Source organism: Prochlorococcus marinus XMU1406 (assembly GCF_017696055.1).
Lineage (GTDB): Bacteria > Cyanobacteriota > Cyanobacteriia > PCC-6307 > Cyanobiaceae > Prochlorococcus_A > Prochlorococcus_A marinus_W.
Genome location: NZ_JAAORG010000003.1, coordinates 167,204 through 193,735, shown reverse-complemented (window position 1 = coordinate 193,735; position 26,532 = coordinate 167,204). Strand labels below are relative to the sequence as shown.

Genomic DNA, 26,532 nt, shown 5'->3' with positions numbered 1-26,532 from the left:
CCTTTTAACCTATATCTTTTTTATTCTGCCTTAATCTCAAGAACTCAGGAATACTGGCTCCCGATTCTTTATTGTCTGAAAAATTATATAAGGGTTGATTAGATAATCTATTTTTTATTCTTTGCTGATTTAATGGTTGGGATGTTTCAAATCCTGTAGCAATTACAGTAACTTGAATCTCCCCTTCCATTGCCTCATCAACCACTGCACCAACAATAATATTTGCTTCTTGATCAACAACATCATAAATAATTTCAGATGCGGAGGTCATATCTTCTAAAGTCATGTCTTTGCCACCGGTAATATTTATAACACAGCCTTTAGCTCCATCAATTCTAGCTGCTTCTAGTAAAGGACTATTCATTGCTGCCTGTGCTGCTTCTAAAGCTCTCGACCTTCCTGAACCAATGCCTATTCCGAGAAGAGCAGTGCCTGCTTCCGTCATGACTGATCTTACATCTGCGAAATCAACATTAACTAATCCTGGGCAAGTAATTATGTCACTGATACCTTTGACGCCCATTCTTAAAACATCATCAGCATTCCTAAATGCTTCTTGAAGGGGAGCGCCAGCAATAACGTCTTTTAATCGGTCATTTGGAATAACTATAAGAGTATCAACATTTTCCGCTAGTCTTGCAATTCCTTCTTCTGCTTGACGCATTCTTCTTTTCCCTTCAAAAGAAAAAGGTTTGGTTACTATCCCTACTGTTAAAGCACCACTTTGTTTAGCTACTTCTGCAACTACCGGAGCTGCTCCCGTACCGGTTCCTCCACCCATTCCAGCGGCTATAAAAACTAGATCGGATCCCTCTAAAGCTTGTTGAAGCTCTTCTTTAGATTCTTCTGCAGCTTTTTGCCCAATACTTGGATTCCCCCCTGCACCTAAACCTCTAGTAAGATTTTGTCCAAGTTGGACCCTACGCTCTGCAGAAGACTGTAATAGGGCTTGTGCGTCGGTATTGAGGACTCGAAATGAAACTCCTTCTAAGTCACTATTTATCATTCTATTGACTGCATTACTGCCACCACCACCTACACCAATAACTTCTATTTTGGCGTTTTGGCTTGGAAGGATTTCTTTCGATTGATCAAAGTTTGGATTGTTACCGAAGCTCATCTCTTAATAGGAATCTAATACTAGTATTGGCTGCATTATGAACTTACTGAGCTCATCTGTAGGAATTTGTTGACGAAAATCCTAAAAATATTTATTTATTAAATATTTTGTTTTGAATGCAAAACCCATATCAACACTACAATAATTAAAAAAAATTCTTCAAAATTCTTTTTCAAATATTAGGGTTTGAACACTTTTATTTTTGGTTTATTTGGATTAGTCAAGTCAATATTATCAATTTTATTTGAAAAGCTATTTTTCTTAAATTCATTTTTTAGGTTATTCATTATTTGCAATTGATAGTTAATTAAATTTGGTTTAGATCCTAAAAATATTGTTTTTAAATGTTTTTCCTCAACAGTTAGAAATCCATCGGCAGAAAAAGTTATTTTAACAATCTCAAATTCATAATCCTCAAGAGCAATGAAAATTTCAGATAATATTTTTTTAAATTCTTCTTTCCATCCAAAAACTTGTATGGTTAATTTTTTCAAATTGTTTTCTTCCACATTTTGTTTATTTATAAAAATTCCATCTTTATCAATGAAGCCTAATATTTTTTCATCGTTAAATATTCTTTCGCCGTAAGCTATTGGAGTTGTTGTATTGATAATAACTTTCAAACCAAAAGGAAATAATTCTCTGTTTAGCGAAACATTCTTGAGAGATAAATTTTGTTTTAATTCTTTTTCTAATAAATTAGTTTTAATAAAAATTAATCGGATGGGTAATTCTAAAGATGAATTATTTACTAAATCATTCTGCGAAAATAATTGACTGCCATAAATCCTAATATCTTGAATATCAACTTTTTTAAGAGTTTTTATGCTTAATAAGGTTGTTAAAAATAAAAATGAAATTAGAAAAAAAAAGCTTCTATTTTTGACTGGTTTTTTGTTTTTCACAAATCACATCGAGCTTTTTCCATCAATTGGTCCATCCATTTTCTCGCCTGCTCTGCATCTGAAAATGGTACATCCATCTCTTTCCCATCGCCTACTAATCTTAACCTGCACTTGCCTTGAGATTCAATTGTTAGAGGAGCTTCTCCTGAAGTTAGTGCCATTAATTCAACTAACTCTAGTTTCTTGATTGTAAAACTATCTTTTTCTTCAAATTTACCAGCTTCAAATGCGCTCCACTTTAATTCCCCATCTTTTAAAGACGCTGCGCCTGAACTATCTAACTTGCACAGTTCAGAATCACTCGCCCAGCTTCTGAAAAGATTTTGCCTTCTTCTTTCTAACCATCCAAGTGCAGTTAATAAAATGAAGATTAAAAGTAATGGTAACCAAAGAAGTCCATGCAACATTTGAGTTAAATTACAAATCTAAAGATATATCTACCAGTTTAGCCACAAGTTGTTCAATTTTTAAACCTGAAGCTTTCCAAAGCATTGGAAACATACTCTGTCTTGTAAATCCGGGAATTGTATTTATTTCATTTAAAAAAATTTTATTAGTAGATTTTTCTAAAAAGAAATCTACTCTTGCAAAACCGAAAATATTTAGTGCTCTACAACTTTTAATAGCAATTTCTTTAATTTCTTTTGTGATCTTAGAATCTATTTCGGCTGGGATAATTATTTTATTATTTGAGTAATATTTTGAATCGTAATCATACCATTCACTTTCGTAATTTACTTCGCCTATCTCAGAGCTTAAAAGTTTTGAATTTCCAATTATTCCGCATTCAATCTCCCTTACCTCTAAACCTTCCTCAATTAAGATTCTTGGATCTATTTCCCAAGCTTTTTCTAATGCTTGTAATATTTCTGATTCATCTTTGACTTTTGAGATGCCAAGAGATGATCCAGAGTTAGAAGGTTTAACAAAAACAGGAAAATTTAATTTTTTTAAAATTTCACTTATTAAATTATTTTTTACTTCTTTATCTTTGAAATCTTCATTTTGAAAAACTAGATAATTAACTTGTGGAAGTTTAAGATTTGAGAAAATTGTTTTCATCAATATTTTATCCATTCCAAGTGCAGATCCTATAATTCCACATCCGACTAAAGGTTTCTTTGTGAATCTCAGTAAGCCATGAATTGAACCGTCTTCGCCATTAAATCCATGTAAAAGAGGAAACCAAACATCAACATTTTGAAATTCAATTCCTTCCAAGAAGTTAATTTTTTCTTGATTAAAAATCTCTTGCTTTTTTGTTTTATTATTTTCAATTTCACCAATTAGTATTTTTTTTGAATTATCACTATCAAGCCAATCGCCATATTTGTTTATGTAAAAGGCTTTAACTTCAAAGCGTTCTTTGTTTATTTCCGAATTAAATGCTTGAAACACTGTTTTTGCAGAGGATATCGATACTTCATGTTCATTGGAATGCCCACCAAATATTAACCCAATACATTTTTTCTTTTCCCAGATCATTTAGAAAAAAATTATAAATAAAGTGCGCCTGTTAAAGAAAAAGGTCTTGCTTCATTTATTCTGACATCTATCTCATCTCCCAATGAAAAATTAAAGTTAATGTTTTTGGGAATTTCTACGAAAGTTAATCTATTTGTTCTTGTTCTACCCATAATTTGCGAGGAATTTTTTGGATTTAAACCCTCAATTAAAACACTTTCGATATTATTGATGTATCTTTGGTTTCTTCTCCTAGCAGTTTTCTCGACCAAATCATTAATTTCTTGCAATCTAGCTTTTTTAACCTCTTCAGAAAGTTGATTAGTCCAGACTGCTGCAGGAGTGTTTGGCCGTGGAGAGTATGCAGCTGTATTTACTTGATCAAAGCCAATTTCTGAAATTAGCTTTAATGTATCTTGATATTGTTGCTCGGTTTCTCCTGGGAAAGCAACTATTGCATCGGCTGTGATCGATGCATCTGGCATTAATGATCTTATATTATCGATAATATTTTTATACTTTTTGACAGTATATCCTCTGGACATTTGCTTTAAAATTTCATCATTTCCACTTTGGAAGGGAATATGGAAATGTTCGCAAACTTTATCAAGTTCGAAACATGCTTGAATCAACCTTTTTGAAAAATATCTTGGATGACTTGTAGCAAATCTTATTCTGCGAATTCCTTTAACATCATGAATAAAATATAAAAGATCAGTTAGAGTATTTTCTTTTCTTCCCTCTTTTGTAGTTCCTGGAAGATCTCTACCATAAGCATCAATATTCTGACCCAAAAGAGTAATTTCTTTAAAATTATCATCAGCTAATTTTTGTATCTCACTTTTTATCGCATTTGGATATCTTGATTGCTCTTTCCCTCTAACAGAGGGAACTACACAATATGAACATCTTTCATTACATCCATAAATTATATTTACCCAGCCACAAATAGAGCTTTCTCTTCTGGCGCTTGTTATGTCTTCAGAAATGAAGGTTTCCTCTGTAGCAGCAACTTGATTCCCTAAGTCAACTTTCCCCAGAAGATTCTCAAGGTTGTTTACATGTTGAGGCCCCATTACTAGATCAAGTTCTGGGACTCTTCTTAATAAGGATTCTCCCTCTTGCTGAGCAAGGCAACCTGCAACAACAAGTTTGAGGCTAGGTGTTTTGTGCTTTCTTTTTGCTTGTCTTCCTAGAAAGCTATACACTTTTTGCTCTGCATTATCTCTAATAGTGCATGTATTGTACAAGACCAAATCGGCCTTTAATTCATTATCTGCTCTGGTGTATCCCATTTTCTCTAACGTCCCAGCCATTCTCTCAGAATCAGCCTTGTTCATTTGGCATCCAAAAGTGGTTATCCAATAACTGCCAGTAGATGAATTCTTTTCAAAAAATTTTTTGTCTGGTTTTGTTTTTGTTAGCACTTTACTATTAATTTTTATGATTCTTTAATTCAAAATTACAAGTTAAATAATTTTGCTGCAATTTTTTTGAGGGCGAGCGAGGGGATTCGAACCCCCGAATAGCGGCGCCACAAGCCGCTGCCTTAACCACTTGGCGACGCCCGCCTCACATTTATAAATTTAACAACTCAAGGGTAATTTTTCATAGTTATTTTTATCTTTTAGCGAAATTTGAATTATTTTCTAATTCAGTAAAGTTTTCTTATGTTTTAAAATAAAAGAAAATTAAAAAATTTGAGTAATTCCGGCACAGCTGAGGTTCTAATTCCCAGAATCCTTTGTTTAATAGAAGATTTTGAAAACCTTATTATTGATGTTGAGGATTTATGTTCAGTACGCATCAGTTGGGAGGATGGATTTGTTTCTGAATTAAAGCCTTTAAAAAATAAAGTTTCAAAGCCAAAAAATATTTTATTCCCAAGATTTGTTGAAACGCATTCGCATTTTGATAAATCTTTTACATGGGAAAAATTTCCTAATCTGGAATCAAACTATCAAGGAGCATTATCAGAAAATCTTAAAGAACATAGAAATAGAACTACAGATAAGGTTCTTGAGAGAGTTGAGAAATCATTAAACCTTGCCATACAAAATGGATACCGAGCTATAAGAAGTCATATTGATACGTACAAAAGTCAATCGATTGATGTTTGGATTGAACTTTTTCAATTACAAAAAAAATTTTCTTCTGAATTGACATTGCAATTCGTTGCTTTAGCTCCATTGGATTTCTGGGATACTTCTAAAGGAGAAGATTTAGCAAAAAAATTTTCCACTCATGGCGGAATTTTAGGGAGTGTTATTGTTCCCCCTTTTAATAAAAAAGATACAAGTAAATTTCTCTCAAAGATGCTTCTTCTAGCGAGTAAATATAAATTAGAAATTGATTTACATATAGATGAATCAATTATTGAGCCTGGAGCAGGAATAAAAGTTTTATTGGAGACAATAGACAATTTAAAAATTAATAGTATTCCGATTACCTGTAGTCATTTAAGTAGTCTCATTTCTCTAAGTCAAAGAGAGATTTTAAATTTAGGAGAAAAAATGGCTGAGAGAAATATTAAGGTCATTGCTTTACCCCTAACAAATTTTTGGCTGCTCAATCGAAGTAATAAAACTACCTCATTAAAAAGACCAGTTGCGCCAATAAAACAATTACAAAAATCACACGTGGATGTATCTCTAGGTAGTGATAACGTTCAAGATCCTTGGTACCCATTTGGTAATTTTGACCCTTTTTATATGTTGTCTTGTTCGATACCTATGCTTCAACTAAATCCCTGGGAGAGAACGACTCTATCTTCTATTTTTTTAGCTCCCAGTAGATTATTAAACTTAAAATGGGATGGCTTAATTAAAAAGGGTTGCCCTGCTGACTTTGTAATTTTAGATGCACAAAGATGGGCAGATGTTTTTTCGAGCACTTTAAATAGAAAAGTATTTATAAGAGGCGATTTATATTGCTAATTGGCTAATTTATATACAAAACATAAGAAACTTTATCAATGACGTTTAAATTTATAGACAAATTTAGGGAAATCAAAGACTTAGAGATTATCGAAAGCCAATCAGACGTAAAAAGACTTTCAAAAGATTTTTATAACTACTCGCCAATCCTTACTGAAAAATTAGATGAATGTATTGCTGATTTGGTGGTAAGACCTAGTGATCATAACGCAGTGAAGAAAGTAGCAGAAATTTGTTGGGAATTTTCTATCCCTCTCACTTTAAGGGGTTCAGGTACAGGTAATTATGGACAAGCTGTCCCATTGTTTAAAGGAGTTGTAATGCAGATGAGTTACTTTAATAAGTTAGAAGAATTTGATCCAGATACAGGTTTTGTGAAAGTACAATCTGGATGTGTCATGGGAGATTTGAATAAACAATTAGAGAAATATGGGAGGGAATTGAGGTTGCTCCCTAGTACTTGGAAAACCGCTACAATTGGGGGCTTTATTGCAGGTGGATCAGGGGGTATTGGGTCTATTAGGTGGGGATTTTTGAGGGATCCAGGAAATCTTATTGGTTTAGAAGCAATAACGATGAATCAAAAACCTAAATTATACAAATTTGATGCTGAAGAATCCGAACCTCTAAATCATGCTTATGGAACTAATGGAATAATTACCTCTTTATTACTTGCTACAGATATCAAACGTAAGTGGTATTCAATAGTTATCCACTGTATTGAATTTGAAAAAACAATAGAAATATTAAAAACTCTTACCAGCGCCGCAATTGATCTGAAACTCGGCGCAATTCTTGAAGAAGAAATTGTAGATCAAATGCCAAAATGGTTTAAAAGTAAATATAGAAGCCACAAAATATTAGTTCAATCCACTCTTGGAGGGACAAAAACGATCAAGCTGATTTGTGAAAAATTCAATGTTAAATCTTCCCTCCTAGGGGAGGAAGAAAAACTCGTCAATGGAATTTCCGAAGTCGTATGGAATCATACAACTCTTCATATGAGGTCTAGGGATAAAAATTGGACATATTTACAGATGCTTTTGCCACTTAATAATGAAATAGAATTAATTAATTTTTTGAGAAAAAAATGGGGTAAAAAAATTCTTTGGCATTTAGAGGCAGTTGCTCAGCAAGGATCACCGCGGTTAGCGGCTTTGCCTGTATTAAAGTGGAATGGGGTTGAAGAATTAAATGAAATAATGGAGGATTGTAAGAAACTTGGGGCGTTTATTTTTAATCCCCATGTTTTAACTGTCGAAGGAGGAGGTCTCGGAGTGGTGGATGCAAATCAAGTAAAAGCAAAATTAAAATTTGATCCTAAAGGGCTACTAAATCCAGGGAAATTGGAAGGTTGGAAAATAAAGGAACAATTTAATATTTAACAGCTCTGTTTTTTGCAAATTTAATAAATTCAGCAACTAAGAAAATAGAACCTGTTAGAACAGGATGATTATGTGGCCATTTTTCTAGGGAAAATAAATACTCAATGGCAAGCTCAAATGTTTTAAATTCAATAGTTTTTTGAAAGTCAATTTCTTTAATTTGATAGAGATCTTTTAGTTGCCAACTAGGTTGGTTTGGAACTGGGACAAGTAATAAGTGATCATTTTTCTTTAGAAGTGTTTTTAAAATTGCGTAAATATCTTTTTGTCTTTGGACACCTAAAATCCAATAAATTCCTTCATCTTCATTCTCCCAATTACTTCGCTCATTAGAGAGTGCTTTTGCAGCAGGATAATTGTGCGCACAATCTACAAGAATTTTTTTGTTGAAATAATTTATTATTTCAAGCCTTCCTTTCCAAGTTGTCTTTTTAAGGCCTTCAGAAATGTGTTTTTCTTTAATATTGAATCCTAAATTATTCAGCGCTTCAATTGCTCCAACGGCTACTGAAGCATTTTGCTTTTGGAAAATTCCTTTTAAACCGAGCTCATAGCTAGTTGAAATTGAATCTTTCCAAATAATTGTTGCTCCAACCTCTTCAACTTTTTTGGTTATTAAATTTTCAACTTGACTATTTTGTTTGCAGGAAATGACAATTGAGTTTTTTTCAATAACTGCTAACTTTTCTTTAGCAATTTTTTCAATCGTATCTCCAAGAAATTCTTTATGGTCTAAGCCAATATTCCCAATAGCAATTATTGGCCTATATTTATGGGCTGTTGTAGCGTCTAATCTGCCCCCTAAGCCAGCTTCAAGAATAAGCAATTCAACTTTTTCATTGTCAAAAAAATTCAGTGCGCAGCAAATGATTTTTTCAAAAGGAGTTAATTCAAATGTTGAAAATTTCTTTTCTATTGATCTATAGATTTTTTCAAAATCAGTTTTGTCAATATTTTTTTTATTAACTCTAATCCTCTCGCATATGTCAAAAAGATGAGGAGATGTCGTTACACCAAAACTCTTTTTAGCTTCAAAAAGTACACTTTCTAAATATGCCGCGATTGATCCTTTACCATTGGTCCCAATAATTTGTATTGCAGGGATATTTTTGCAAGGATTACCAAGTTCTTGAAGTGCTTTTTTAATTCTTGATAAACCTAACTTGATTTTATCCCTTTCATATTCGGGTGATAGTAATTCAAAAATTTTTAAATTTGCATTTTTCAAAATTTAAATTGCTATAACTCTTCAAAAATTGAATTTAGCTTATCCAAAAGAATATTAATTTCTCTTCGAGATATAACCAATGGTGGGACAATCCTCACAACGTTTCCTCCTGCAGGAACTACGAGTAATCCTTTATCAAAAGCTTTTAATGTAATTTCTTTTGCATCAGCATAATCATCATTGATCACAAGACCTTGTATTAGACCTAAACCTCTTTGCCCACTAATAATATTTGGAAATTTTTTTGACAATTCTTTAAACCCAGCACTTAGTTGTTCCCCTCTTAGATAAACATTATTGATAAGATTTCTTCTATTTATTTCTTCTAATACAGTTAGGGCAGCCTTACAAGCAAATGGGTTCCCTCCGAAAGTGCTTGCATGATCTCCTGGAGAAAAAATGTTAGCTTTTTCTTTTACTAATAATGCTCCAATTGCATGACCTCCGCCTAATCCTTTAGCAAGGGTGAATCCATCAGGTTCAATTCCTAAATTCTCATAACCCCACATTTTCCCAGTTCGACCTACTCCACTTTGGACCTCATCTAAAATAAGAAGAGAATTATATTTGTCACATATACCTTTTAGGCTTTTAAAAAATATTTTACTTCCGGGAATTACGCCTCCTTCTCCTTGTATTGGTTCAACTAAAACGCCAGAAATTTTTTGATCATTATTTTCACACTCTTCAAATAATTTTTTTACCGAATCAAAATTGTTAAATTTAAAAAATTTGAATCCTTTAATCATGGGTTCGAAACCTTTTTGATATTTGGGCTGACCAGTAGCGCTCAAGGCTGCCAGCGTCCTTCCATGAAAGCTGGATTCTGCAGCGAGAATAAATGATTCTTTACCTTTATTTGTTGTATTTCCATATTTTTTAATTAATTTAATTGCTGATTCATTCGCTTCAGCACCACTATTGCAGAAAAAGACACTATCGGCACAACTCATATTCGTTAAAGTTCTGCTTAATTGTTCTTGTTCTTCAATGTTGTAGAGATTTGAAATGTGCTGAATCTTTTTAAGTTGAGTTGATAGCTTTCTTCTTAAAACTCTATCGCTATGTCCAAGACTACAAGTAGCTATACCAGCGACTGCATCAAGATACTTTTTACCTGTTTTGTCCCAAAGCCAACAACCTTTTCCTTTTTTGAAAGATATATCGAACCGACTATAAGTGTTCATTAAAGTGGGAGCGGTCGGACTTGAACCGACATACCCGAAGGTGCCGCATTTTGAGTGCGGTGCGTCTACCAATTCCACCACGCTCCCAAGGCTTTTGAAAAAATCAACTTTTTTATTATAACAAAAATCACCTTATTGACTATTATTTTGGTCAAGGAAAAGTGATCAAGATAAAGTTTGTTAATTGTTAATCTTTTCGATAAAAACATATAATTATATTTATTGAATTTGCTGACAAGAAATAAGGTAAAAAATGAAAATTTAAACAGTTATGACACATTATTGCGCTTATATCCGAGTTAAAGTCTTTTTTGAGGGGGATAGCTTCATAATTAGTAATATTGTGTTATATTTGATAAAAAACAAATGTCCAAAACTCAAGCAAAAAAATTATCTTTTAAATTCGTTCCTTATCTCTTTGTTGCAGTGACTATATTGACAGCATTCGGATCAAATAGTGGAACCTGGGCATGAATGAATTTAATTTTAATGGTTTGAATAAAATTTGGTCTAATCGCTTTTTAGTAGTGTTGTTATTATTTTTGGGTTGTATCTCACTAATCAATATTGCTTACGTTTGAATTAACTAAATGACTCGATTAGTTTAAGAATCTCTAAGTAAAAACTAAGCTACTTTCAGTTCTGAAAGATTCTCAGATTTAGGTTTAAATTTATATCCATTCTCCCCAATAGTACTGATCTCTCTGATTATTTTAATACCTAAATTTTTTAGTTTTAATTCAAAATTTTCATAACCTCTATCTAAATGTTCTAATCCATAGATCTTACTACTACCTTTTGCGATGATTCCTGCAATTATTAATGCAGCTGATGACCTTAAATCTGAGCCAACTAGATTCATCCCATTAATTGTTTTAACACCTTTGATGTGAGCTACGTTTTTGTTTAGTTTTATATGGGCACCCATTTTATTAAGTAAATAAATATGATTCATTCTGTTTTCGAAAATTGTTTCGGTTATCTTTGATTCACCATTTGCGATTGTCATTAGAGCTGTAAATGGTGCCTGCAAATCAGTAGGAAAGCCTGGAAAAGGAGCTGTTTCAATATCTACTCCCTTAATCTCTTTACTCTTGATTGAAATCGAATTACCTTTAATCGTAATTTTACTCCCACTCTCTTTAAGCTTATTAGTAACAGCTTCAAGATGATGAGGGATTACTGGAGAAATTGTTATTGAAGAGGAAGTTGCAGCAGCAGCTATTAGAAAAGTTCCGGCTTCTATTCGGTCTGGAATTACTTTATGGGTGCAACCGCCTAGCTTATTAACACCATCAATAATTATTGTTTCTTTACCGGAGTCATAAATTTTTGCCCCCATTTTATTAAGCATTTGGCATAAATCTTGAACTTCAGGCTCTCTAGCAGCATTTTCAATAGTAGTTCTTCCTTTAGCTAAAGAAGCTGCCATTATTAAAGTTTCAGTCGCACCTACACTTGGACACTTTAATTTAATATGAGTGCCATGAAGTCTATTTTTGTTTCCCCTTATTTTTGCCTTGACAATTCCCTCTTCAATAATAATGTCTGCTCCTAATGCGATTAATCCATTAATGTGCTCGTCTATTGGTCTTGAGCCAATATTGCACCCACCTGGTAAGGGTACTTGAGCTTCTCCAAATTTAGTTAAAAGTGCACCTATACAAAAGAAACTAGCTCTTAATCCTTTAACAAGTTCATATGGAAGTTCTTTAATGGAAATAGTTGTTGGATCAATTTCTAGTTGGTTTTTTTTATGAACTAAATTCACTCCTAAATTTTTTAGGATATTTCCCATTTTTTCAATATCAGTGAGAAAAGGTACATTTTCAAGAATTATTTTTTCATTAGTAAGCAATGATGAGGCTAACAAAACTAAGGCCGAATTCTTCGCCCCACTTATCTTAACTATTCCATTTAACTTGCCTTGGCCAAGAATCTTTAAATTTTGAGATTTAAGATATGACTTCTTTTTGCTTCCGCAAATCATTAAGACTTAATTTATTAGGTTCATCATGACAAACTAATAATATTAAGTCCACCCTATGTAACGTCATGAATATTAATTAAAAGTGAAAATGTATTTTTTTGATTTCTTGGGAAATAAAAATTTAATAAATAATTGATCAAAATATTTATGTAATTAAAATATAGTTGATAACAAATTTTCAAATTACTCATAGAAAATACTTTTTTAAAAATAACTAGTAAAAACAATAATCTAGTTAAAAGATTTAGATCATTTAAAAGAAGATCATCTCCAAAAGATCAAGACTTTTTTTGCATAGAGGGTACACATCTTATTGAAGAATTACTGAAGTCTGGAAAAAATCCCTCTAAGATTTTAGTTACCGAAAAATGGCTAAGAAAAAATCAAAATCTAAGCAAAAAATTTCATCACTCATTAATAAATATTGTCTCAGAGGAAGTCTTGGCATCTGCGATTTCAACAATTAATCCAGATGGTATAGCAGCTTTGGTAGAGATTTCAGCAATACCTAATTATCAATTTAATAAAAAAGATGATTTTGTTCTTGTTCTCGACAAGATTCAAGATCCTGGGAATATGGGTAATCTTTTTAGAACTGCTTTAGCTGCAGAGGTTGATTCAATTTTTTTAGCTGGAGGTGCGCATCCATTAGGCCAAAAGGTATTAAGGGCATCCTCTGGTGCAGTTTTTCATCTGCCATTTTTAAGATTTGATGGAACTGAAGAAGAAATATTAAATTCTTTACTTAAGTCTTTGTCTGAATTATCAAATGAAGGATTTAAGATTTTATCTACTAGTAGCCATAATAAAAGTTCAAAAAAATCTCCAAAACCTTATTGGGAAGTTGATTGGTCTAGACGTACCGCATTAATTTTGGGTAATGAAGGACAAGGTATTCATAAAAAAATTCAAGAAGCTTTTAATGAAACAATTACAATTCCGCATAGTGAGCTTGTAGAATCATTGAATGTGGCTTGTGTTGCAGTTCCGTTATTACTAGAACGAAAAAGAGTCGCATACACTTCTAATTAAATGAATAAAAAGTGACTGATTCAAATTTTGATTTTGATTTAATCGTAATAGGAGCAGGATATGGAGGTTTTGATGCCGCTAAACATGCTGCTGGTAAGGGACTGAAAGTCGCAATAGTAGAATCTTCAGATATGGGGGGCACTTGTGTTAACAAGGGTTGCGTTCCATCTAAAGCTCTTTTGGCTGCAAGTGGAAAAGTTAGAGAAATAGCTGATTATGAACATTTAGCTAAATTTGGTATTCATTCTTCTCCAGTAAGGTTCGAGAGATCAAAAATTGCAGATCATGCAAATAATTTAGTTTTAAATGTTAGAGAAAATTTAACAAAAACTCTTAAAAGGAGTGGAGTTGAAATTATTTTGGGTATTGGCAGAATTGAAGGAAATCAAAAAGTAGGTGTAAGAGATAAAAACGGAATTGATAAAATTTTCACATGTAAGAATATTGTTTTAGCAACTGGTTCTTCTCCTTTTGTACCCCGTGGAATAACTTTGGATAATAGGACTGTATTTACTAGTGATGATGCTGTTAAACTTGAGTGGCTTCCAAGATGGATAGCAATTATTGGAAGTGGATATATAGGACTAGAATTTGCTGATGTTTATACCGCGCTTGGTTGTGAAGTTACCATGATCGAGGCTTTGGAAAATATTATGCCAACATTTGATCCAGACATCACTAAAATCGCTAAGAAGAAACTTATTCAAGCAAGAGATATAGACACAAAATCAAATGTTTTTGCGACAAAAATAACACCTGGATGCCCTGTAAAAATTGAGCTGACAGATCCAAAATCTAAAGAAGTTGTTGAAACTTTAGAAGTTGACGCTGTACTAGTTGCAACTGGTAGAAGTCCTAATAGTAATAACTTAAATCTAGAGTCGGTTGGTATTGAAACAATAAAAGGTTTCATTCCTGTAGATGATCAAATGAGAGTTAAAAATGGTGATGAAATAATACCTAATATTTGGGCTGTTGGAGATGTAACAGGCAAACTAATGCTTGCCCATACAGCTGCAGCGCAGGGTACTATTGCTGTTGATAATATTTGCGGTGAAAATGTCGAAATTAACTATCAAAGTATCCCTGCAGCAACCTTTACTCACCCTGAGATAAGTTCAGTTGGTCTCTCTGAAGCTGAAGCTAAAGAGAAATCTGAAAAAGAAAATTTTACTATGGGTGTTGTCAAAAGTTTTTTTAAGGCTAATTCAAAAGCATTAGCTGAATTGGAGAGTGATGGATTGCTAAAGTTGATTTTTAATAAAGATAATGGGAAAGTATTAGGTGCTCATATTTTTGGGTTACATGCAGCTGATTTAATACAAGAAATTTCGAACGCTATTTCAAGGAACCAAGATGTAATTGAATTATCTAAAGAAGTTCATACTCATCCCACTCTTAGTGAAGTAGTGGAGGTCGCATATAAACAAGCGGCTTATCAAATAAATAATATCTAAAATTAATGGAGATAAGACGTAGGCCACCAAATCCGACAGTAAGGGTTGAAAAATTAGAATATGCTGTACCTCATAGAGAAGCACAAGCAAAAAATATTCTTGAAGAAATTGTATGGCACAAGGACATTGAAATTAAGAATTTTAAAAAAATAGTTTCTTTAGAAGATCTAATCAAAAAGATTGAAAACCTTCCTGCTCCCAAAGATTTTTATAAAAATATCTTGGAGTCAAAAATAAAACCAGGAGTAATTGCTGAAATAAAAAAAGCTAGTCCGAGTAAAGGAGTTATTAGAAAAGATTTTAATCCTGAAGATATAGCAGTTTGTTATGAAGGATTAGGTGCATCATGTATCTCAGTACTTACTGATAAAAGGTTTTTTCAAGGTAGTTATGAAATACTCGAAACTGTAAGGAAATCAACTAATCTCCCTCTACTCTGCAAAGATTTTATTATTTCTGCTTATCAGATTTATAAAGCAAGGGTATCTGGTGCTGATGCAATATTATTAATTGCTGCGATTTTAAGTGATGACGATTTAATTTATCTAAAGAAAATAGCTGATAATTTAAAGATGAGTGTCCTTGTTGAAGTTCATAACGATAATGAATTAGAAAGGATTCTAAAGTTAAAATCTTTTAATCTTATTGGAATAAATAATAGGGACCTAAAGACTTTTAAAACGGATTTAAAAACATCAATAGAATTGATGCATACATATGCTGATATATTTTTAAAACAAAATATTCTTCCCATTAGTGAATCCGGAATTAATTGTGCCGAAGATTTAGAATCGCTTAGATCTTTTGGAATCAAGGGAGTATTAATTGGTGAAACTTTTATGAGAGAAAGTGATATTGAACAAACTTTCAAGAGATTATTTAACTCACTTTAATTTTGCCTTCAAATCGTGCTATAAAATTGAATAAACAGAATTGTACTGAATATATATGCAGGCTGTAATTTTTACAGGTATAGTTGCAGGATTTGTGCATGTTATTAGTGGCGCTGATCATCTAGTTGCAATGGCACCAGCAGCGATTAATTATCCCCAAAAAGCTCTTAAAAATAGTTTCTCATGGGGCTTAGGACACTCTTCGGGAGTCCTCCTTTTAGCTTTTCTAGCGATTTTTGTTAAAGATATTACTCCATTAAACAAATTTTCCAATATTGCCGAATTCTTAGTGGGAATTTCTCTTCTAATTGTGGGAGTATTTGCTATAAAAAATTCTTTTCAATTAAGTATCCACTCGCATTCACATAAGCATGAGAATGGAATTGCCCATCGTCACTTTCACTTTCATGTTAAAGAACAAAAAAATAATAATAAGCATTCACATGCTTTGACAGGTTTAGGCTTGCTTCACGGTATAGCTGGAGGTTCACATTTTCTTGCAGTTCTTCCTGCTTTAGCACTACCTTTAACAAGTGCTTTCTTATATTTGATTTCATATTTGATTGGTTCACTAATAAGTATGAATCTTTTTACTTGTTTAATATCTTTTACCACCTTTAAAGCAAATCAAAAATTTATTAAAAGATTAATAGCTTTAGCAGGTGGGCTTTCCTTTTCTATGGGATTATTTTGGATTCAAAGAAGTGCTTCTGTTTTTTTGAATTAAAAAATTTTTAATTTAGGAATAATTAATTTAGAGGTAACAATCCCAATTATTTTTTCTTTATTGATTAATCCAAATTTATTACTATCTTCGCTAAATTCAATATTGTCGCCAAAAACCTCAATATTATTTTGATTCACTGAATTTATCCTTTTTATTAGATTTTTATTTTTAAGTGGATGATAAAAAATAACTATTTGGCGATTTTTTAGTATTGATTTATTCTTTTTATATTTTTTAAAAAATACAATGTCCCCTTCTTTTAGGTAAGGTAACATTGATTCACCACTAATAATTGCGGTTTGTCTTAAACCTAAAAAGAATAAAATAAAATCAAAAAAACTTTTGAAAATAATTCTGATTAACTAGCTTTTACAAAAGCGTCTGATCTTCCTTTTGAAGCCCAGAAAATATTATGAATCTTTTCTACATAACTTATGAGTTCTTCTGCTTGTGCTAAATCAATATTAACTTTGCATGCACTGCATAATTTGGCCGCCTTCCAAATGGTTTCATGTAAGTCTGGATAAGTTTCTAAGTGAACTGGTTTAAAGTAATCTGTCCACAAAATTAGAATTTCTTTCTTCGTTTCTTTTGCTTGATCTTCTTTAACTGCAACATATCTAGAAAATGTATTACTGTAAGTAGCCCACTCTGCTGAATCAGTGCTAGAGGGGGCTTCTAGTGCAATAAGTTTTTTTGTCATTGATAAAACTGCTTCAGCAGCAACTCTCGTAGATGCTGGATCATAAACACCACAAGGTCCATCACAGTGAGCATGGACTGTCATTGGAGTTTTTTTATCTAGGAAAGAATTGATTAATTTACTTAACATTTCAAATATTTGGTGTTGTATATATATTACTTGGAGATTAAGTAAATTGAAAAGTCTTAGATATTTTTCTTACTTAATTTAATTGACTTTTAATAATTCAACTTCAAATATCAAAGTTGCATTGGCGGGAATTACATTTCCTGCTCCTCTTGATCCGTATCCAAGTTCCGGAGGGATTGTTAATATTCTTTTCCCTCCAACCTTCATACCTGCTACACCCTCGTCCCAGCCTTTTATTACTCGTCCAGCACCCAAAGGAAAGCTGAATGGAGCTCTACCGATACTTGTGTCGAATTGGGTTCCGTCTTCTAGAGTCCCTGTGTAATTTACTGTAACTGTTTGTCCAGCGCTGGCTTCATCTCCTTCCCCATTTACAATATCTGCAATAATTAGACCACTTTCTGTAGTCCTTGAATTGCTGTCTGATGGTGTTTCTTCTGCCATAGCGAAAAGTATAGGATTTGGATCTGATGGGTCTAGTTCAAATAAATTATTATTTGAGACATTTGATGATTTTGCAACAGTTGTTTTTTGTACTGACTGAGTTTCTGATTCGGCAGCATTAACAACTTGTGGTGAATTAAATTGACTGAAAAGAGTTAATGAAACACAAAAAACAAAAACTGCAAAACTAATAAAGACTTCTTTCACTTAAATTTTGAAAGTTACTAAAACTTAGTTTACAGAATGAAGGTACAATAAATGGGTGGTTATAAATTTAATTTCGTAATTTTAGATTGTTAATCCCAACTCAAATTAAAAGTCTAAGACAATATTTTTATCCTTGTTTAGGAGGAATTCTGGGAGGAATTTCTGTTTCAACTAACTTTTGGCTGATTTTTATGCCGATATCTTTATTTATTTTGTGGAAGGGAAGTGAGAGACGAATAGCAAATTTTTGGTGGGGTTTTTTCTTCATTTTGATAAGTCATTCATGGTTATATGATCTTCATCCATTAACATGGCTTGGGTTTTCATGGCTTTCAAGTTTAATAATCGCCATTTCAATATTATTATTTTGCGCTTTTTTGGGTGGGATATTAGTTTATTTATGGGGATTGTTAGTTGAAAGTATTCTCTGGAAAGAGGATGTTTTTAAAATGAAAATATTACCTTTATCAGTAAAAGTATTTTTTTTATCTTTGACTTGGGGAATTGGTGAATTGATACTTTCTCAAACACCTTTTTTTTGGATAGGTTTAGGAGAGAGTCTTATCCCAGGTGATATTTATCTTGCTGGTTTGGCAAGATGGATTGGCGCAAGTGGTTTATGCGTATTACAAATATTGATAGGATTTTGGATTTTTTTTAGTCACGGTAGATGGAGAAGAAAACTTTATTTTAAAAAAATATTTCTTTTAGGACTTTTGGTTATTTTTTTCTTACATTTATTTGGAGGCTTAATAACTCCAATAAAAAGAAATTATGAATATCCAGTAGCTATTTGGCAAACTAATATACCAACAAGAGAAAAATTAAAAATAGATGATGAATTTATTAAAGAAAAACAATCTATCGCTCAAAAATATGCTTTATCAAACAAAGCGAAACTTCTTGTTGCTCCTGAAGGAACTCTACCTAATAATTTTTATCTTGATAAAAGTAGTAGGGTTAACATGTTGGCAGGAGGTTTCAGAAATTCTAATAATGAGTTAAGAAGTTCTTTACTCGGATTTCAAATTGCAGATAAATCTTTTACCTCATTTATAGATAAAAATAGACTTGTTCCATTAGGTGAAAAAATACCTAGATTTCTAGATAGTTTTTCAAGCGGATTATCTGCAGTAGGAGGAATTCAACCAGGCTCTGCTTCAAGATTTTTTGATCCTAAATTTACACCCCCATTAGCAGTAGCTATCTGTTATGAAATTAGTGATGGATTGAAAATAAGAAAGGCTATTAATAACGGTGCAAAACTAATAATAACTGCAGCAAATTTAGATCCCTATCCAGCTAAGCTTTATAATCAATTACTATCTTTGGCTAGATTAAGGAGTATTGAAAATAAAACAGATAATCTACTTGTATCAAACACCGGCCCATCGGGTTTAGTTCAAAATGATGGAAAAATAATTCAACTTCTAGATTTAAATGTGGAACAAAATAAAATAGTTTTCCCTAATTTCTCATCCGAAAAGACTTTGTATACAAAATTTGGAGATAAACCTATTTTGTTATTGTTTATATTTTTAATGGGATTAAATTTTTTTTGGAAAATTAATTAATTAATCCGCCACCTAATAAAATTTCTCCTTTATAAAAAACCGCAGCTTGTCCAGGTGTTACCGAATTTTGACTTTCATCAAAAATTAATTTAAATGTTTTTGGATTATCTAAATTTTTCAAGGGTATTAAAGTTCCTTTTACTGGATGACTTCTATATCTGATTTGTGCTTCTACTTCTATCTCTTGCTTAGGTTCTTCGATTGAAACCCAGTTAACCTTACTAATTATTGCTTCTTTATTAAGAAGATCACTTTTATCCGCTACATAAACTATGTTTTTTACCCTGTCTAAACTTTTTACATATAATGGATCCGGCCAAGCAATGCCCAAACCTTTTCTTTGACCTATCGTAAAGTGCTGAATACCATTATGATTTCCTAGGACTTTCCCATTTACATGCACAATTTCTCCTTCTTTGGGTTCAATGTGTTTGTCGATAAATTTCTGCATTGATCCATAATGCTCAACTAAACATAAATCTTGACTTTCTGGTTTTTGAGCAGTTCTAAGGCCTAATCTAAGGGCTTCCTTTCTTGTTTCTTCTTTTTTCATTTCACCAAGAGGAAATTTTAATCTGCTTAGTACTTCTTGTGAAATAGAATAAAGAAAATAACTTTGGTCTTTGTTTTGGTCAGCACCTCTAAGAAGAAGGAAGTCCTTAAATACTAAGCTCTTGCAATCAAGTTTTTCAGCATAAGTTGATTTTTTTATCCTTGCATAATGTCCTGTTGCAATATGAGTAAAGTCTTTTTTGTTTATTGCGTAATTAAGCATCTCTTCGAACTTCACATTCTTATTGCACATCGAACATGGAAGTGGAGTAAATCCTTTCTCGTAGCTTTCAGTAGTTTTTTTAATTACCTCTCTTTCGAAAATTTCTCTTGAATCTATTATTTTATGATTAATTCCTAAATCTTCACAAAGGCCGGCAGCATCTACTAATCCTTCAGAACAACAGGAGCCTTGTCCTTTCATTAGCCAAAGAGTTAGTCCCTCAACATTCCAGCCTCTTTCAACAAGAAGAGCAGCTGAAAGGGAACTATCTACTCCACCAGAAAGACCTACAATAATATTTTTCTTCTTTTTAGTTTTATTATTAGTAGAAAGATAGTTCTCTAATTTTTTATCCTTTTGTGTCTTTAACATGGAAGTTTAAAATTTTTTGAAAAGTACTTCGATTGCTTTGTATTAATTATGAATGAAATTGGATGGCCAACAATTGATTCAAAAAATTTAATTGTTGATTCAAAGCAAATGTTGATATTAGAGAAAGAAATGTTTTCTGATGGAATGCCACAAGAAGCATTGATGGAAAAAGCTGGTATCCAAATTAGTAGATGGCTCATGAAAAGGAAATCTCTCCTAAAACATGGAATAACTGTTTTGATAGGGCCTGGTCATAATGGTGGTGATGGTGCTGTAATAGCTAGAGAGCTTTTTTTGAAAGGTTTTTTAGTTCAGGTATGGAGTCCATTTCCGATTAGAAAAACTTTAACAAATAACCACCTTAATTATCTTACATCTATTGGTGTCACAAAATTAGTAGCCCCCCCTGATGCAAATGGCAAAGAACTCTGGATCGATGCGGTTTTTGGTAATAATCAAACAAGAAAAGTTGATAATAAATTAATTAAGCTATTTAATCAAAAATTTCATAACAAATATGGAAAGATAATAAGCATTGATATTCCAACAGGATTATGTCCTGATAAAGGAAAGCCTTTTTTAGATAATGCAGTAAAGGCAGACTACACCTTAGCTATAGGTCTTAATAAAATTGGGTTAACACAAGATTCTGCTTTACCTTATATTGGAGAACTGAACCATATAGATATTGGTTTACCTATTAGTAAATTGTCCAAAGTTGATAAAAAGATTTTTAAGGTTACTTATAAAGATTTAAAAAATATTGATTTACCTTCTTTACCAAAAAATTTCAACAAATATAAAAGAGGTAGAACATTACTAATAGCCGGAAGTGAAAAATATCCTGGCGCTGCATACTTAGCATTAAAAGGGGCTATATCAAGTGGAGCAGGCTTTATCTCTGCGGTCTTGCCTCGGACAGTTGCTGAATCTTTTTGGCAAGTTGCCCCAGAAATAGTTTTAAAAGAAGCTATGCAATCTAACCATAACGGAAATGCATCTTTATTTAGTGCATTAAAGAATATTGATTTAAGTGCATTTGATTCATTAGCAGTTGGCCCAGGAATAGGAATTGATAATGATGATTGGCAAAAATCAGAAGATTATCTTTTAGGTTTTGGAGGATTATTGATCTTGGATGCAGATGCACTTAATAGAATTTCGGAATCTAAGTTAGGGGCAAATTTCTTTTTAGAAAGGAAATTTAAAACATGGATCACACCACATAGGAAAGAATTTAGAAGGCTATTCCCTGATATCAAATCAGATACAAATGTTGGGCTAGCTTTTGAAGCAGCAAAAGAATTTAACATTAGTATTTTATTAAAGGGAGCTAACAGCATAGTTGCAGATAATAAAAAAGTATGGCAACTTTTTGGAACCGATTCTCAGACCGCTAGAGCAGGATTGGGTGATCTTTTATCTGGATTTATAGCTGGCAGTTCTGCGATTGATTTAACCTTTTGTAGAAATATAACAACAGATTTTTTTGCTAGATACGTACTTTTGCATTCATTTTCTGCATCAAAGTGCAAAAAAGGGTCAAATGCTTCTGCTATTGGAGACGAATTGTCGAAATTAATGAGAAATAGAAAAATGAGACAAATATCTTGAAAGAAACAATTTTATAGAGTTATTTTTAGTTTTAAACACATAAGTGTACAAATATTACTTGAAATCTGAAGCGCGCATTAAATATTTGGCTATTTCTTAAAAAGTGTAGGAAAGTTTTAATACCTAATTCAGGTCAATAAATGGTTTCATCGTTACCAATTCAAGAAGAAGCACCCAAGAGAAGAAGTAATGATCCAATAAGTTGGTATCTGCAAAATATTGGGAGAGTTCCGTTATTAACACCTGCAGAGGAGATTGAATTGGGTAATCAAGTCCAGAAAATGATGATTCTTACAGAAGATGGACAACTAAATGAAAAGATTAATGAATTTACAACTCAGCAAAAAAGAATAATAAAAATTGGCAGAAGAGCCAAAGAAAGAATGATGAAAGCTAATTTAAGATTAGTTGTCAGTGTGGCAAAAAAATATCAAGGTAAAGGACTAGAACTTCTTGACCTAGTACAAGAAGGTTCTCTTGGGTTAGAGAGGGCTGTTGAAAAATTTGATCCGACAAGAGGATATAAGTTTTCTACTTACGCTTTTTGGTGGATTAGACAGAGTATGACAAGAGCAATTGCATGTCAATCAAGAACAATTCGATTACCTGTTCACCTAAGTGAAAGGTTGGCTTCCATTCGAAAAGTTAGTAGAGATTTGGCTCATAAACTTGGTGCTATGCCAAGCAGAATTGAAATTGCGGAGGCGATGGAAATTGATGTTGAAGAATTGGATTCTGTTTTAAGACAAGCCTTATCTACAAGTAGTTTAGATGCTCCAGTAAATGGTGATGATGGAAGGAGCTTTTTAGGTGATTTGATTGCAGATACTAATAATGAAGAACCTTTAGATCAAGTTGAACAAAAAATGCATCAAGAGCAACTTGGGAAGTGGTTAAGTCATTTGAGTGAGCAAGAGCAACATGTTCTCAAATTAAGGTTTGGACTTGATGCAAATGAGAGACATACGCTTGCTGAAATTGGAAGATTATTAGAAGTCTCGAGAGAAAGAGTAAGACAAGTTGAACTTAAGGCACTAAGAAAATTAAGAAATTTAACTAGAAAATTACCTAGTGGTATTTAATCTAATCTTCTGCCCAAATATATTTAGTTAATTCTTTTGAAGGAGGTTCAGGTGCTTCGATAGCATTTTTAACAGAATCAGATATCTCTGCATCAATTTTCTTTTCAATAATTTTTAATTCTTCTTCCGTTGCGAATTTACCATCAATAATTTCTTGAGCTAATTTCTTAATAGGATCTCTTTTCCCCCAAAACTCCTTCTCTTTTTCAGACCTTAATTCATCTGGATCTGCAAGTGAATGCCCTCTGTATCTATAGGTCAGACATTCTAGAAGTGTGGGCCCTTCTCCTGCTCTAGCTCGTTCAATTGCTCTTTGTGCGGCCCCTCGAACTGCTAATACATCCATACCATCAACTTCTTCGCCGTGCATACCAAAAGCAGATGCTTTTCTCCAGATTTCAGGATTGCTAGTAGCTCTATCGTGAGCCATACCAATAGCCCATTTATTATTTTCAACAACAAAAATTATGGGTAATTTCCATAACTGGGCCATATTTAAACATTCAAAAAACTGCCCATTATTGCAAGTCCCATCTCCAAAGAATGCTGCAGTTACTGCATCACTAGTACTATTACCAGCAACTTCTTTTTTGTATTTACTTGAAAAGGCTGACCCTAAAGCAACTGGAATTCCCTCTCCAATAAATGCATATCCTCCGAGTAAGTGATGCTCTCTTGAAAATAAGTGCATGGATCCACCTCGCCCTTTGCTACAACCAGTAGCTTTACCAAAAAGTTCACTCATAACTTCAAATGAGGGAACACCCGCACTTAGTGCATGAACATGATCGCGATAGGTACTACAAAACCAATCATGTTTCTTTTTCATGGCGCCAATTACTCCCGTGCTTATAGCCTCTTGACCGTTATATAAATGAACAAAACCAAACATTTTTCCTCTGTAATACATTTCTGCACACTTATCTTCGAACCTACGACCAAGCGTCATGTCTTCATAAAGAAATAATCCGGTTTCTCGATCTAATTTGGCTTTTTTAATGTCTTGAAGATTTGAGATTCTCTCTACGTGTGTTTCCAAGAAAAATACCTTAACGAAGTTTTGATTTGTTAACATTCTAAGATGTGAAGGGCAATTTTCATGATTTTTTTTAATAACTCTGTAAGACCCTGTGAAAAAAAAAATTAACTTGATAAAATTTGTCTAAGAAATTTCAATAGGATATTTGTTTGGAACTTCCTTTAGACCATTTTCGTTTAATTGGCGTAAGCCCCTCTGCAACTTCTGAGGAAATATTAAGGGCGTTTCAATTGCGGTTAGATAAAACACCAGATGAAGGTTTTACTTATGAAGTTTTAACCCAAAGATCTGAGTTGCTGCGCCTTACTGCCGATCTACTTACAGATCCAGAAAGCAGAAGAGAGTACGAAAATTTAATGTTAAATGGAAAATCTGGATTAGAGTTTTCCTCAAATAGAGAAGTAGCAGGATTAATACTTCTTTGGGAATCGGGTTCACCAAAAGAAGCTTTTAAAATTACGAGAAAAGCATTGCAGCCCCCACAAACTCCAGCTTTAGGAAGTAGTAGAGAAGCTGATCTAACATTATTGGCTGCTTTAACAGCTAGAGATTCTGCAATTCAAGAACAACAGCTTAGATCCTATTCGAACGCGGCTGACTTTTTACATGAGGGTATACAACTTCTACAAAGAATGGGAAAGCTTGGAGATATAAGAAAAGAACTCGAAGAAGATTTGGTTGCTCTTCTTCCCTATAGAATCCTAGATCTACTTAGTAGGGATCTAAATGATCAAGAATCGCATAAAAAAGGCTTAGGTATGTTGGAAAATTTAATAACCAAAAGAGGCGGTTTGGAAGGTAATAATAAATCTGAATATAAAGATTATTTAAATCAGCAAGAGTTTGAAGCTTTTTTTCAACAAATTAAGCCATTTTTGACAGTGCAAGAACAGATTGATTTGTTTCTTGTATTACAAAAAAGAGGATCATTAGAAGCTGGATTTTTAGCTTTTCTATCCTTAACAGCTATTGGTTTCTCTAGAAGAAAGCCGGAAAAATTATTTGAAGCTAGGAGAATTTTAAAGAAACTAAATTTATCCGGTCTTGATTCAATGCCTTTAATTGGTTGTTTAGACTTGCTTTTAGCTGATATTGACCAGGCTTCTGCAAGGTTTTCAAGTAGTTCTGATGAAAATTTACGAGATTGGCTTAATAATTTTCCTGGAAATAAATTAGAGGCGATATGTCTTTTCTGTAAAAATTGGTTAGAGAATGATGTTTTAGTTGGTTATAGAGATATTGACTCAAAAGAGGTGGATTTAGATTCTTGGTTTGAAGATAGGGAAATTCAAGAATTTATTGAAAAATTAGAAATCAAATCAAATAAAATTGCAATTAGATCAAATTTTCAAAACCAACAAATTGAGAAGGAATTTTCTACAAAAACGACTGAAGATTTTGATAATACATTAGTTAATAATGATGAAAGGAGATTACCTTGGCCTGGTGGCATAAAACAAGATTATGAACAGGTAGAGATCAAAGAAAACGAATTCAACGAGGAATACTTTAAGAAAAAACCAATAGAGTTTTATAATTTTTTAATTGAAAAAATTGCTGAATTAAAGTTTAATTTTGGCGAATTCTTGAAGGATAAAGAGATTATCAATCGGTCACCTTATTTGATTTATATTTATGCGTTTTTCTTCTTATTTGCATTTGGCATTGGTATTGGATTTTTAAGAAATAATTTAAAAAAGTCAATTCAGGAAGGAGCTATTGCTGAAAAAACTTTAATTGCCATAGATAAAAAGCAAAAGCTTAGTGAGAAAGATATTGCTAAAGAAATAAAAAAAAATCCCTCAAGCAAATTGGATTCTATTCCTGAGAAGTCTACTTCAGTCATTTCCTATGAATTCAAAGAACTTAATACCCCTTCACCTTCTTTGGAAGATATAAGGAATTTAATTAATGGATGGCTTCTAAGTAAAAGTAATTACTTATCGGGAAAGAGTGAAATTAATCTCTCTAAGTTTGTTAGTAAAGGTCTAATTGATCGTACAATCGAAGAAAGACAGAACGATATCAAGAAGGGTATTTATAAAGAAATTAATTCCCAAATTCGTAAGATTGATTTGGACTCGCAAACGTCATCTCGGATAGTTGTTTTAGTGGAATTAAATTATCTAGAGAGAATAGTAAAGAATTCTGGAGAATTTGTTAATGAAACATCATTGATTCCTCTTAAAGTTAAATATATTTTGGGTTTTTCAAATAAATCATGGAAATTGGTTGATTTCGTTAGTGGTTTGTAAGTATAAACTTCGAG

General features: G+C 32.6%; 23 protein-coding genes and 2 tRNA genes. 10 read left to right on the top strand and 15 right to left on the bottom strand.

Going from position 1 to position 26,532, the window contains the following annotated elements:
- Positions 1 to 4 precede the first annotated feature (4 nt).
- The 6 genes from ftsZ to HA149_RS07315 form a co-directional block, all read right to left on the bottom strand.
- A complete protein-coding gene (gene ftsZ / locus HA149_RS07340) occupies positions 5 to 1,120 on the bottom strand; it encodes a cell division protein FtsZ (RefSeq protein WP_209114449.1) in 1,116 nt (371 codons plus the stop codon).
- A 179-nt stretch (positions 1,121 to 1,299) separates the two neighbouring features.
- Positions 1,300 to 2,025 carry a cell division protein FtsQ/DivIB gene (locus HA149_RS07335; protein WP_209114447.1) on the bottom strand — a complete coding sequence of 242 codons (726 nt, stop codon included), beginning with the start codon at positions 2,023 to 2,025 and terminating at the stop codon, positions 1,300 to 1,302.
- Positions 2,022 to 2,432: a hypothetical protein gene (locus tag HA149_RS07330; RefSeq protein ID WP_209114445.1), complete on the bottom strand. Its 411-nt coding sequence runs from the start codon at positions 2,430 to 2,432 to the stop codon at positions 2,022 to 2,024. The genes HA149_RS07335 and HA149_RS07330 overlap by 4 nt, the downstream gene beginning before the upstream one ends.
- Before the next feature lie 10 nt (positions 2,433 to 2,442).
- The gene (locus HA149_RS07325) at positions 2,443 to 3,510 is read right to left on the bottom strand and encodes a D-alanine--D-alanine ligase family protein (RefSeq protein WP_209114443.1); all 1,068 of its coding nucleotides are present in this window, start codon (positions 3,508 to 3,510) and stop codon (positions 2,443 to 2,445) included.
- 11 nt (positions 3,511 to 3,521) lie between these two features.
- Complete coding sequence (gene miaB / locus HA149_RS07320) at positions 3,522 to 4,916, bottom strand: tRNA (N6-isopentenyl adenosine(37)-C2)-methylthiotransferase MiaB (RefSeq protein ID WP_209114441.1); 1,395 nt, start codon at positions 4,914 to 4,916, stop codon at positions 3,522 to 3,524.
- 71 nt (positions 4,917 to 4,987) lie between these two features.
- A tRNA-His gene (locus HA149_RS07315) sits at positions 4,988 to 5,060 on the bottom strand.
- Positions 5,061 to 5,189: 129 nt separating this feature from the next.
- Here HA149_RS07315 and HA149_RS07310 point away from each other — a divergent pair.
- A complete protein-coding gene (locus HA149_RS07310) occupies positions 5,190 to 6,425 on the top strand; it encodes an amidohydrolase family protein (protein ID WP_209114438.1) in 1,236 nt (411 codons plus the stop codon).
- Between the two features lie 38 nt (positions 6,426 to 6,463).
- Positions 6,464 to 7,810 carry an FAD-binding oxidoreductase gene (locus HA149_RS07305; RefSeq protein WP_209114436.1) on the top strand — a complete coding sequence of 449 codons (1,347 nt, stop codon included), beginning with the start codon at positions 6,464 to 6,466 and terminating at the stop codon, positions 7,808 to 7,810.
- On the opposite strand, the gene HA149_RS07300 is transcribed toward HA149_RS07305, so the two are convergent.
- The 4 genes from HA149_RS07300 to murA all read right to left on the bottom strand — a co-directional run bounded on the left by HA149_RS07300 (position 7,800) and on the right by murA (position 12,215).
- Positions 7,800 to 9,038 carry a bifunctional folylpolyglutamate synthase/dihydrofolate synthase gene (locus HA149_RS07300; protein ID WP_209114434.1) on the bottom strand — a complete coding sequence of 413 codons (1,239 nt, stop codon included), beginning with the start codon at positions 9,036 to 9,038 and terminating at the stop codon, positions 7,800 to 7,802. The two genes, HA149_RS07305 and HA149_RS07300, sit on opposite strands and share 11 nt — an antisense overlap.
- 11 nt (positions 9,039 to 9,049) lie before the next feature.
- A complete protein-coding gene (locus HA149_RS07295) occupies positions 9,050 to 10,225 on the bottom strand; it encodes an aspartate aminotransferase family protein (protein ID WP_209114432.1) in 1,176 nt (391 codons plus the stop codon).
- Between the two features lie 5 nt (positions 10,226 to 10,230).
- Positions 10,231 to 10,312, bottom strand: a tRNA-Leu gene (locus tag HA149_RS07290).
- Positions 10,313 to 10,850: 538 nt separating this feature from the next.
- On the bottom strand, positions 10,851 to 12,215 hold the full coding sequence (gene murA / locus HA149_RS07285; RefSeq protein ID WP_209114430.1) for a UDP-N-acetylglucosamine 1-carboxyvinyltransferase: 1,365 nt from the start codon (positions 12,213 to 12,215) through the stop codon (positions 10,851 to 10,853).
- A gap of 174 nt (positions 12,216 to 12,389) precedes the next feature.
- On the opposite strand from murA, the gene HA149_RS07280 reads away from it, so the two are divergent.
- From HA149_RS07280 to HA149_RS07265, 4 genes are read left to right on the top strand one after another with little or no spacing between them, the layout of a single operon-like run.
- On the top strand, positions 12,390 to 13,247 hold the full coding sequence (locus HA149_RS07280) for a TrmH family RNA methyltransferase (RefSeq protein ID WP_432421772.1): 858 nt from the start codon (positions 12,390 to 12,392) through the stop codon (positions 13,245 to 13,247).
- A gap of 11 nt (positions 13,248 to 13,258) precedes the next feature.
- Positions 13,259 to 14,704 carry a dihydrolipoyl dehydrogenase gene (gene lpdA / locus HA149_RS07275; RefSeq protein WP_209114428.1) on the top strand — a complete coding sequence of 482 codons (1,446 nt, stop codon included), beginning with the start codon at positions 13,259 to 13,261 and terminating at the stop codon, positions 14,702 to 14,704.
- A gap of 5 nt (positions 14,705 to 14,709) precedes the next feature.
- Complete coding sequence (gene trpC, locus HA149_RS07270; RefSeq protein ID WP_209114426.1) at positions 14,710 to 15,597, top strand: indole-3-glycerol phosphate synthase TrpC; 888 nt, start codon at positions 14,710 to 14,712, stop codon at positions 15,595 to 15,597.
- A 55-nt stretch (positions 15,598 to 15,652) separates the two neighbouring features.
- Entirely contained in the window at positions 15,653 to 16,324 is a 672-nt protein-coding gene (locus HA149_RS07265; RefSeq protein ID WP_209114423.1) for a hydantoin utilization protein A, read from the top strand.
- Here HA149_RS07265 and sodX read toward each other — a convergent pair.
- The 3 genes from sodX to HA149_RS07250 form a co-directional block, all read right to left on the bottom strand.
- Positions 16,321 to 16,650, bottom strand: coding sequence for a nickel-type superoxide dismutase maturation protease (sodX, locus tag HA149_RS07260; protein ID WP_348535646.1), 330 nt, complete (start codon positions 16,648 to 16,650; stop codon positions 16,321 to 16,323). The two genes, HA149_RS07265 and sodX, sit on opposite strands and share 4 nt — an antisense overlap.
- Positions 16,651 to 16,682: 32 nt before the next feature.
- Positions 16,683 to 17,156: a superoxide dismutase, Ni gene (gene sodN, locus HA149_RS07255; protein ID WP_209114420.1), complete on the bottom strand. Its 474-nt coding sequence runs from the start codon at positions 17,154 to 17,156 to the stop codon at positions 16,683 to 16,685.
- Between the two features lie 78 nt (positions 17,157 to 17,234).
- The gene (locus HA149_RS07250; RefSeq protein WP_209114417.1) at positions 17,235 to 17,807 is read right to left on the bottom strand and encodes an FKBP-type peptidyl-prolyl cis-trans isomerase; all 573 of its coding nucleotides are present in this window, start codon (positions 17,805 to 17,807) and stop codon (positions 17,235 to 17,237) included.
- 86 nt (positions 17,808 to 17,893) lie between these two features.
- Here HA149_RS07250 and HA149_RS07245 point away from each other — a divergent pair, with 86 nt between their 5' ends.
- Positions 17,894 to 19,381: an acyltransferase gene (locus tag HA149_RS07245; RefSeq protein ID WP_209114415.1), complete on the top strand. Its 1,488-nt coding sequence runs from the start codon at positions 17,894 to 17,896 to the stop codon at positions 19,379 to 19,381.
- On the opposite strand, the gene mnmA is transcribed toward HA149_RS07245, so the two are convergent.
- Positions 19,374 to 20,528, bottom strand: coding sequence for a tRNA 2-thiouridine(34) synthase MnmA (gene mnmA, locus HA149_RS07240; RefSeq protein WP_209114413.1), 1,155 nt, complete (start codon positions 20,526 to 20,528; stop codon positions 19,374 to 19,376). The two genes, HA149_RS07245 and mnmA, sit on opposite strands and share 8 nt — an antisense overlap.
- A gap of 48 nt (positions 20,529 to 20,576) precedes the next feature.
- Between mnmA and HA149_RS07235 the strand changes: the two genes are divergently transcribed.
- The gene (locus HA149_RS07235; protein WP_209114410.1) at positions 20,577 to 22,142 is read left to right on the top strand and encodes an NAD(P)H-hydrate epimerase; all 1,566 of its coding nucleotides are present in this window, start codon (positions 20,577 to 20,579) and stop codon (positions 22,140 to 22,142) included.
- 140 nt (positions 22,143 to 22,282) lie between these two features.
- The gene (locus HA149_RS07230; RefSeq protein WP_209114408.1) at positions 22,283 to 23,224 is read left to right on the top strand and encodes an RpoD/SigA family RNA polymerase sigma factor; all 942 of its coding nucleotides are present in this window, start codon (positions 22,283 to 22,285) and stop codon (positions 23,222 to 23,224) included.
- A gap of 1 nt (position 23,225) precedes the next feature.
- On the opposite strand, the gene pdhA is transcribed toward HA149_RS07230, so the two are convergent.
- Positions 23,226 to 24,299 (bottom strand): pyruvate dehydrogenase (acetyl-transferring) E1 component subunit alpha, encoded by a 1,074-nt coding sequence (gene pdhA, locus HA149_RS07225; RefSeq protein ID WP_209114406.1) that lies wholly within the window; start codon positions 24,297 to 24,299, stop codon positions 23,226 to 23,228.
- 113 nt (positions 24,300 to 24,412) lie between these two features.
- On the opposite strand from pdhA, the gene HA149_RS07220 reads away from it, so the two are divergent.
- Positions 24,413 to 26,518, top strand: coding sequence for an IMS domain-containing protein (locus HA149_RS07220; protein ID WP_209114404.1), 2,106 nt, complete (start codon positions 24,413 to 24,415; stop codon positions 26,516 to 26,518).
- Positions 26,519 to 26,532: the final 14 nt, after the last annotated feature.

Excerpts from the sequence above, each read along its gene's own strand:
- HA149_RS07325 (WP_209114443.1), bottom strand. The coding sequence starts at position 3,510 with ATGATCTGGGAAAAGAAAAAATGTATTGGGTTAATATTTGGTGGGCAT.
- HA149_RS07305 (WP_209114436.1), top strand. The coding sequence starts at position 6,464 with ATGACGTTTAAATTTATAGACAAATTTAGGGAAATCAAAGACTTAGAG.
- trpC (WP_209114426.1), top strand. The coding sequence starts at position 14,710 with ATGGAGATAAGACGTAGGCCACCAAATCCGACAGTAAGGGTTGAAAAA.
- HA149_RS07295 (WP_209114432.1), bottom strand. The coding sequence starts at position 10,225 with ATGAACACTTATAGTCGGTTCGATATATCTTTCAAAAAAGGAAAAGGT.
- HA149_RS07235 (WP_209114410.1), top strand. The coding sequence starts at position 20,577 with ATGAATGAAATTGGATGGCCAACAATTGATTCAAAAAATTTAATTGTT.
- sodN (WP_209114420.1), bottom strand. The coding sequence starts at position 17,156 with ATGTTAAGTAAATTAATCAATTCTTTCCTAGATAAAAAAACTCCAATG.
- mnmA (WP_209114413.1), bottom strand. The coding sequence starts at position 20,528 with ATGTTAAAGACACAAAAGGATAAAAAATTAGAGAACTATCTTTCTACT.
- pdhA (WP_209114406.1), bottom strand. The coding sequence starts at position 24,299 with ATGTTAACAAATCAAAACTTCGTTAAGGTATTTTTCTTGGAAACACAC.
- ftsZ (WP_209114449.1), bottom strand. The coding sequence starts at position 1,120 with ATGAGCTTCGGTAACAATCCAAACTTTGATCAATCGAAAGAAATCCTT.
- HA149_RS07330 (WP_209114445.1), bottom strand. The coding sequence starts at position 2,432 with ATGTTGCATGGACTTCTTTGGTTACCATTACTTTTAATCTTCATTTTA.
- murA (WP_209114430.1), bottom strand. The coding sequence starts at position 12,215 with ATGATTTGCGGAAGCAAAAAGAAGTCATATCTTAAATCTCAAAATTTA.
- HA149_RS07265 (WP_209114423.1), top strand. The coding sequence starts at position 15,653 with ATGCAGGCTGTAATTTTTACAGGTATAGTTGCAGGATTTGTGCATGTT.
- HA149_RS07230 (WP_209114408.1), top strand. The coding sequence starts at position 22,283 with ATGGTTTCATCGTTACCAATTCAAGAAGAAGCACCCAAGAGAAGAAGT.